This window comes from Geodermatophilus sp. SYSU D01119 (genome assembly GCF_054049975.1).
The window spans coordinates 52,180-59,495 of record NZ_JBJGYL010000031.1 but is presented as its reverse complement, the minus strand read 5'-3'; the positions used below and the strand labels follow the sequence as shown (position 1 = coordinate 59,495).

Sequence of the window (7,316 nt, the reverse complement as noted above, 5' to 3'; positions counted from 1 at the left end):
CCTGGCTCACCGCCGACGGTGAGCCAGGACGCGCTGCGGTGATCCCGGCTGATCGTGCGCGGGGGCGGTCAGGCCTGCGCCGGCTCCAGCCGGATCGACACGCTGTTGATGCAGAAGCGGTCGCCGGTCGGGGTCTGCGGGGCGTCGTCGAAGACGTGCCCGAGGTGGCTGTGGCAGGTGCCGCAGAGGACCTCGGTGCGGACCATGCCGTAGGTGCGGTCCTCGCGGAGCACCACGTGGTCGGCCGCCGACGGCTCGTAGAACGAGGGCCAGCCGCAGTGCGAGTCGAACTTGGTCTGCGAGCGGAACAGCTCGGCCCCGCAGGCGCGGCAGGTGTAGACACCCTCGGTCTTCGTGTCCACGTACTCGCCGGTCCACGGCCGCTCGGTGCCGGCCTGGCGGAGCACCGCGTACTCCTCCGGCGAGAGCTGCGCCCGCCACTCCGCGTCGCTCTTGGTGACCTTCGGCTGGGGGGTGGACGTCGTCATGCCAGCGAGAACGACCCGGGCGGCGGGCGGATTCCCCGCGGTCAGCGCCCCAGTCCGGCCTCGCGCGCCCGCACGATCGCCTGCGCCCGGTCACCGACCTGCAGCTTGGCCAGCACGTTGGACACGACGTTGCGCACGGTCTTGGGCGACAGGTACAGGGCGGCGGCCACCTGCGCGTTGGACCGCCCGGCGGCCACCAGGTCCAGCACCTCCCGCTCGCGGGCCGTCAGCTGCGGGAACGCCTCCTCCGGCCCACGGGGCGCGGCGGCGAAGAAGTCGGTGATCCGCCGGGCCAGCGCCGCGCCGAACACCGCGCCGCCGGAGGCCACGGTGCTGATCGCCCGCAGCACCTCCTCCTGGTCGGCGCCCTTGAGCAGGTAGCCGCGGGCACCGGCGCGGACGGCGGCGAACACCGTGCCGTCGTCCTCGCTCATCGTCAGCACCACGACGCCCACCGACGGCGCCTGCGTGGTGATCCGGCGGGTGGCCTCGATGCCGTCGAGCACCGGCATCTGCACGTCCATGACGACGACGTCGGGCAGGTGCTCGCGCACCACGTCCACCGCCGCGGCGCCGTCGGCCGCGGTGCCGACCACCTCCACGCCCGGCACCGAGCCGAGCAGCAGGGCCAGCCCGTCGCGGTAGACCGGGTGGTCGTCGGCGACGACCACCCGCAGCGGCTCCTCCGGCCCGGTCACCGGGACCTCCTCCCGTCCACGGGCAGCACCGCCCGCACCTCCGTGCCGCCGCCCGCGGGGCAGCTCACCGTGCACGTGCCCCCGAGCTCGGCGGCCCGCTCCCGCAGCGCGACCAGCCCGACACCGGCGGCGCGGTCGGGGGCGATCCCGACGCCGTCGTCGGTGACCGCGACGACGAGGTCGTCGCCGGCGCGCGCGAGGGTCACCGCGACCCGGGACGCGGAGGCGTGGCGCGCGACGTTGGCCAGCGCCTCCGAGACGATCCGGTAGGCGGCCACCTCGACGGCGGCGGGCAGCTCGGCGAGGCCGCCCGCGTCCACGGTCACGGCCGCCTCCGCGGCCAGCAGCCGCTGCGCCTGCTGGCGGACGGCGCCGGCAAGGCCGAGGTCGTCGAGGGCCGGCGGGCGCAGGTCGTGCACCAGCCGCCGGACGTCGGCCAGCGCGGCCGCGACGTCGTCGCGTGCCTGGCGCAGCAGCCGGTCGGCGTCCTCCGGGCGGGACGCGGCGAGGTTGCGGGCGGTGTCGATGCGGAGCACGACGGCGCCGAGCGAGGGGCCGAGGCCGTCGTGCAGGTCGCGGCGCAGCCGGCGGCGCTCCTCCTCGCGGGCGGCGACCAGCTGCTCGCGGCCGGCCTGCAGCTGCGCGGCCAGCGAGCTCGCGCGGGCGGCCGCTGCGGCCTGCCGGACGACGTCGGCCAGCAGCCGCTCGTCGCGGGTGACCAGGTGCGCCCGCACGCCGTCGCGGGGCAGCAGCAGCCGGCCGACCTCCTCGCCGCGGTAGGCGATCGGCAGCGACTGCACCGCGGCGGGGCGGCGCCCGTGCCCGGCGACCAGCCGGCCGCCGTCCGCGGAGTCCACCTCGACGCCCACCCAGGGGACGCGGAACGCCTCGGCGATGCCCGCGGCGACCGCCATGAGCTGCTCCTCGGCGCCGTCGGAGCGCTCCAGCCGCTCCGCCAGGCCGGCGACGACGCGGTAGGGGTCCTCCCGCTCGCCGAACACCCAGCGGCGCACCAGCCGCCACAGCGCGGCCCGCAGCGGGACGTAGACGGCCGCGACCACCAGCAGCGTCACCACGACGGCGTTGCGCTCGTCGAAGCGGCCCCCCAGCAGGGTCCCGGCGGCGGCGAGCACGGCCAGGTCGACGACGACGACGCCCGCGGCCAGCCCGCCGTAGACGAGCGTGCCGCCGAGCAGCCGGTCGATGTCGACCGCCCGGGGCCGCAGGATGCCGAGGGTGACCGCCAGCCCGGTGAGCCCGACGGCCAGGCTGAGGTCGAGGCCGAGCGTCGCCTGCGGGAAGACGAGCGCCCCGAGCAGCACCAGCGCGTCGGCGACGCCGGCCCACAGCAGCCAGCGCATCCGCCGCCGGTCGTCCCCGGTGGCCGACCGCAGCCGCGCCACGACGACGGCCAGCGCGAGGAGCAACCCGAGCCCGGTCGCCGGGAAGGCCAGCTCGAGCAGCGGCAGCGCGACGTCCCGGGGCAGCGGCAGGCTGGCCGGGTCGAGGTCGAGGCCCCGGTAGACCTCCGGCGTCGGCGTGCCGCCCCGCTCGGCCGCGATCGCGAACGGCGTCACCAGCAGCAGCACGGGCAGCGCGGCGGTGGCGACGAGGGCGGTGACCGACACGGCGCGCCACGGGCCGCGGGGCAGCCGGCCGTCCGGGTAGAGCAGGAGCAGCAGCGGCAGCCCCAGCAGCAGCGCGGCGCCGAGCCGGCCGACGAACCACATCGCCGCCGAGGCGCCGGGCAGCGGCGGGTCGTCCTGCACCGCGTACGTGAGCCAGGACGAGGCCAGGCCGTCGAGCGCCCAGAACAGGCCGGTGCCGGCGACCACCCACGAGACGGCGTTGCGCGGCGCCCGGGAGAGCAGCAGCGCACCGGGGACGGCGAGGAGCAGGCCCGGCAGCCCGATCTCCCAGCCGGGCCCGGCCCCGGCGGCCGCCCGCGCCGCGTCCGGGGTGAGCACGTCGAGGACGGCGGTCGCCGCGACGGCGAGCAGGGTCGTGGCCGGGCCGGACCAGGCGAGCCCGCGCGGGGGACGCCGGCGTCGCGGCGGTGGGCCTCCCGGCGTCGCCGTCGCCGGGACCCGCTCGCCGACCGTCACGCGCGGATCCTGCCCGAGCCGGTGTCCCGGACGACAGGGACACGGCGTCCCGGCGCGGCCGGGATCCCCGCGGGAGCGGTCGTGCGCGAGCGCCCTGGCCGCCCGGGACGCCGCCCCGGCACGGTCCCCGGCAGGCGGTGCCACGGGGCGCCGCGCCGTTCCCCGGAGGACCCATGTCGCTGAGCACCACCCCGTCGTCCGCCCGCACCGACGCCGCGCCCGGCACCCCGCCGGGCGCCGGTCCGCGGCACGCGCCCGACCCGTCCCGGCTCGTCCGGCTCGGCGGCCTGGCCACCACGACCGGCGCGGTCGCCTGGGCGGTCGGCCTGCTCGCCACCGCCGACGTCGACCCGGCCACCGACGCCTACCCGCCCGCCTACAAGGCCGCCACGCTGCTGTTCCAGCTCGGTCTGGTCGCGCTGGTGGCCGTGCAGCTGCGGACGCGGGCGACGGGGACCGGCCGGCTGGCCCGCAGCCTCCTGCACGCCGAGCACGTGCTGCTCGCGCTGGCGATCGGGTCGTCGGTGCAGTGGCTGGTCGCGCCCGGGCTGACCGACGAACCGTTCTTCGTCGCGCTGGACCTGTCCTGGCCGCTGTCCATGCTCGGCATGGCCGCGATCGGCATCCGGATCGCGATCGCCGGGCGGTGGCGGGGGGCCGCCCGGGTGTGGCCGGTGCTCGCCGAGACGTGGGCGCTGGTGATGTTCCCGGTCGCCGCGGTGGCGGGCGCGACGACGGAGTCCCTCGTCGGTGCCGGCCACCTGGTCCTCGGCTACGGCGTGCTGGGCCTGGTCCTCGTGACCCGGCCGGAGCTGACCCGCCGCTGAGCGGAGCTGCCGCCGTGTCCGCCCCGCCGCCCCGTGACCCCGGGTGGCGGGGCGCCGCGGCGTCCCCGGGGAGACTGGTCGCCGTGACGACGCCCGACCGGTCCCTGCCCGACACCTGGTTCACCCGCGACCTGCCCGTGCTGCGGGCGATCGCCCGGCTGGTCGACGAGCCGAAGCACGGCGGGGCGCCGTACCTGCTCGGCTCCGTCGTGCCCGGCAGCGGGCTGCCGAAGGCCGACGTCGTCGCGGCGGCGAAGGCGCTGGCCGCGGCCGGCTACATCGAGCCGCTGACCAACCACGCCGGCGACATCGTCCGGATCACCGGGATCTCCGCCGAGGCGCGGCGGCTGGCGGGGCTGTGGCCGACCCCGCAGGGGGAGTGGGAGCGGCTGCTCGAGCAGGCCGAGTTGCGGGCGCGCAACGCGCCGACCGACGTCGAGCGGGACCGCTGGCGGGCCTTCGCCGACGCGGCGCGGGCGGTGGGCCCGGACGCCGGGGCGCTGCTCATGCAGGCGCTCGTGGGCGGCTACGTGCCGCGCGCCCGGTAGCCGACCCCACGAACGGCAGCGCCCCCGCCCGGCGGACCGGGCGGGGGCGCTGTGCTGATCAGGAGATCAGAGCGGGGTGACGTTCGCGGCCTGCGGGCCCTTCTGGCCCTGCTCGACGTCGAACGAGATCCGCTGGCCTTCGTCGAGCGAGCGGTACCCGCTGGTCTGGATGGCCGAGTAGTGGACGAACACGTCCGGTCCGCCACCGTCAGGGGTGGCGAAGCCGAACCCCTTCTCCGCGTTGAACCACTTGACAGTTCCTTCGGGCATTGCTCGCTCCTAGCTGCGATGGTGCATCGGGGTCCTGCCAGAGCGCAGGGCCTTCCCGACACGTCGACCCTAGCCGTACGGACGCCTCCGTGGGGGTCCGGGGCGGAATCGGATGCTCCCGGCGTGGCGGCGGTCACGTCCGGCGGCCTCTCCGGGCGCGGTCTTGCGGCGATCGTGCGGTCGCGGTGAGCCCCCGGTGCGGCGGCGTGGTCAGGGTCTGGGTGCCGGGACGGAGCCCGGCCCGACCCGAGGAGCCCGTCATGGAGACCACCCCGCTCGTGCTGGTGGAGCTGGCCGACCTCGACGTCGCCGACCTCGACGCGGTGCTGGCCGCCGAGCTCGACGAGCCCGCCGGCGCGCGCGCCGGTGACGGCCACGGTGACGGCGACGGTCACGGCGACGAGCTGGCCGCGCTCCTGGCCGACGTCCTGCGCTCCACCGGCACGGCCGCCGCGCTCGCGCACCGCCTCGGCGCATACGCCGCCCTGCTGGCCGACTGAGCCGGGGCGCCGGTCCCGGCCCCCGCGCCACGGGGGCGCGGGGTGCGGGACCGGCGCCTCAGTTCTCGCAGCCCACCCCGTCGCCGTCCCGGTCGAGGTGCCGGCCGTAGCCGGGGTCACCGAGCCGGACCGGCGCGGCCCCTGCGGCGCGGGCCGCGGAGCAGTTGTCGTAGTAGGTGGAGACCGGCGCCGGAGCGGGTGCGGGCGCCGGAGCAGGCGCAGGCGCAGGCGCCGGAGCGGGAGCAGGGGCGGGTGCCGGAGCAGGGGCGGGCACCGGAGCGGGTGCCGGGCGCGCCGTCGTGGGTGCCGTCGTGGGTGCCGTCGTGGGTGCCGCCGTCCGGCGCACCGGCGCGACGACCCCGCCGGGCAGCGGCTCGGCCGGGCAGGCGCTGAGCACGGTGGCGATCGCGTTGCGCTCGGCCTGCGTCATCCAGAGCCCGTAGGCGACCTTCACCGCGACCTGCCGGGCCACGTAGGCGCACCGGTACGAGCGCGACGGCGGGAGCCAGGTGGCGGCGTCGCCGTCGCCCTTCTGCATGTTGAGCGGGCCGTCGACGGCGAGCAGGTTGAGCGGGTCGTTGGCGAACTGCGTGCGGCGGGCGGCGTCCCACTGCTGCGCGCCCTTCTGCCAGGCGTCCGAGAGCGCGACGACGTGGTCGATCTGCACGGCTTCGCTGGTGCCCTGGCCGCGCTGGAAGGCGATGGTGCGGCCGGAGTAGGGGTCGGCGAGGGTACCGGTGAGCACGACGCAGTCCCGGGTCCCGGGCTTGAACACCTCGCCGGTGAGGTCGCGGGCGAGGACGTCGTTGCGTGTGTCGCAGCCGTTGCGGTCGGTGTCGACCCAGCCGGCGCCGAACAGGTCGCGGTCGTAGCCGGTGCGCGGCGCCCGGCCCTGGACCGGGACCGCCGCGAGCGCGGCGAGGGCGGTGGCCGGCGCGGCGGTGTCGACGGCGGCCCGGGTGGCCCCGTCACCCAGCAGGCCGGTGGCGGTGTCGACCGGGGCGACGGCGGCCTCGCTGGTCTCCGCGACGCCGGCCGCGGCGTCGGCGGACGCGGCGGCGGCCTCGGCGGCCGCGGGATCGGGAGCGGGGGAGGACGCCGGCGGGGCCGAGGTCGCGGGCGCCGCGACGGTGGCTGCCGTCGGCTCGGCCGGCGGCAGGGTGGCCCCGCCGATGCCGGTGACGACGAGCCCGGCGGCGAGCACGGCGCTCCCGGCCCGGCGCGAGGCGATCCGCGCCCAGCGGGCCCGGCCGGCGACGACGGCACCCAGCCCGACCAGGAGCAGGACGGACCCGGTCACCGCCAGGGCGCCGGGCGGGCCCGCGCTCGCGAGGCCGCCGGCCACGACCAGCAGGACGAGCGCCGCGACGACGCCCAGGACGACCCGGCGCGGACGGGCGCCGCGAGCGGGCGCGGGCCGCTCCGGCGGCGGGACGGGACCGGCCGGCGCAGCGGCGGCGTGCCCCGAGAAGGCGAGCAGGACGGCGAACGGGTCGGCCCCGGCGAAGGGGAAGCGCACGTCGACCGGGGTCTCCACCGCACCGGGCAGCGAGGCGGCGAACGCCCGGTCGCCGCGGTCCTCCGCGACCAGGCCGGCGGCGTCCACGACGAGGCCGGTGCGCCGGCCGGCGGAGGCGCCGGCGACCAGGCGCAGGCCGTCGTCGTCCCCGCCGAAGGCGCTCACGTCGAAGCCGAGCGCGGCGGCCCGGGCGACCACCGGCCCCACCGGCGACCACGGGGAACGCTCCCGGTGGCGGGCCAGGACGGCCGCGACGGCGGGGTCGGACAGCGACGGCATGAGCGGCTCCCTGTGAGCTCCGGTGCACCGGTGCGCATCGTGCGGCACGGGAACGGAGCCGTACAGGAACCTGTCGTCTCGT

The 7,316-nt window shown here is 78.0% G+C and carries 8 protein-coding genes; 3 read left to right on the top strand and 5 right to left on the bottom strand.

The features are described 5' to 3' along the window. Positions 1 to 68: 68 nt before the first annotated feature. From msrB to ACI79X_RS20075, 3 genes are read right to left on the bottom strand one after another with little or no spacing between them, the layout of a single operon-like run. Entirely contained in the window at positions 69 to 488 is a 420-nt protein-coding gene (gene msrB / locus ACI79X_RS20085; protein ID WP_457027187.1) for a peptide-methionine (R)-S-oxide reductase MsrB, read from the bottom strand. Positions 489 to 529: 41 nt separating this feature from the next. Further along, a complete protein-coding gene (locus ACI79X_RS20080; RefSeq protein ID WP_457027186.1) occupies positions 530 to 1,186 on the bottom strand; it encodes a response regulator in 657 nt (218 codons plus the stop codon). Beyond that, positions 1,183 to 3,291, bottom strand: a complete 2,109-nt coding sequence (locus ACI79X_RS20075) for a histidine kinase (protein WP_457027185.1) — start codon at positions 3,289 to 3,291, stop codon at positions 1,183 to 1,185. The genes ACI79X_RS20080 and ACI79X_RS20075 overlap by 4 nt, the downstream gene beginning before the upstream one ends. Positions 3,292 to 3,464: 173 nt before the next feature. On the opposite strand from ACI79X_RS20075, the gene ACI79X_RS20070 reads away from it, so the two are divergent. Together ACI79X_RS20070 and ACI79X_RS20065 are read left to right on the top strand one after the other, a co-directional pair. Then, positions 3,465 to 4,118 (top strand): hypothetical protein, encoded by a 654-nt coding sequence (locus tag ACI79X_RS20070; RefSeq protein WP_457027184.1) that lies wholly within the window; start codon positions 3,465 to 3,467, stop codon positions 4,116 to 4,118. Between the two features lie 83 nt (positions 4,119 to 4,201). Next, on the top strand, positions 4,202 to 4,666 hold the full coding sequence (locus tag ACI79X_RS20065; RefSeq protein WP_457027183.1) for a hypothetical protein: 465 nt from the start codon (positions 4,202 to 4,204) through the stop codon (positions 4,664 to 4,666). Between the two features lie 66 nt (positions 4,667 to 4,732). Here the strand turns inward: ACI79X_RS20065 and ACI79X_RS20060 are convergent, their stop codons facing one another. Next, positions 4,733 to 4,936 (bottom strand): cold-shock protein, encoded by a 204-nt coding sequence (locus ACI79X_RS20060; protein WP_073420333.1) that lies wholly within the window; start codon positions 4,934 to 4,936, stop codon positions 4,733 to 4,735. A 260-nt stretch (positions 4,937 to 5,196) separates the two neighbouring features. Between ACI79X_RS20060 and ACI79X_RS20055 the strand changes: the two genes are divergently transcribed. After that, on the top strand, positions 5,197 to 5,436 hold the full coding sequence (locus tag ACI79X_RS20055) for a hypothetical protein (protein WP_457027182.1): 240 nt from the start codon (positions 5,197 to 5,199) through the stop codon (positions 5,434 to 5,436). A 58-nt stretch (positions 5,437 to 5,494) separates the two neighbouring features. On the opposite strand, the gene ACI79X_RS20050 is transcribed toward ACI79X_RS20055, so the two are convergent. Then, positions 5,495 to 7,234 (bottom strand): GmrSD restriction endonuclease domain-containing protein, encoded by a 1,740-nt coding sequence (locus ACI79X_RS20050; protein WP_457027181.1) that lies wholly within the window; start codon positions 7,232 to 7,234, stop codon positions 5,495 to 5,497. Between the last annotated feature and the right edge of the window lie 82 nt (positions 7,235 to 7,316).

Coding starts and splice junctions, on each gene's coding strand:
- msrB (WP_457027187.1), bottom strand. CDS start 488: ATGACGACGTCCACCCCCCAGCCGAAGGTCACCAAGAGCGACGCGGAG.
- ACI79X_RS20070 (WP_457027184.1), top strand. CDS start 3,465: ATGTCGCTGAGCACCACCCCGTCGTCCGCCCGCACCGACGCCGCGCCC.
- ACI79X_RS20060 (WP_073420333.1), bottom strand. CDS start 4,936: ATGCCCGAAGGAACTGTCAAGTGGTTCAACGCGGAGAAGGGGTTCGGC.
- ACI79X_RS20055 (WP_457027182.1), top strand. CDS start 5,197: ATGGAGACCACCCCGCTCGTGCTGGTGGAGCTGGCCGACCTCGACGTC.
- ACI79X_RS20050 (WP_457027181.1), bottom strand. CDS start 7,234: ATGCCGTCGCTGTCCGACCCCGCCGTCGCGGCCGTCCTGGCCCGCCAC.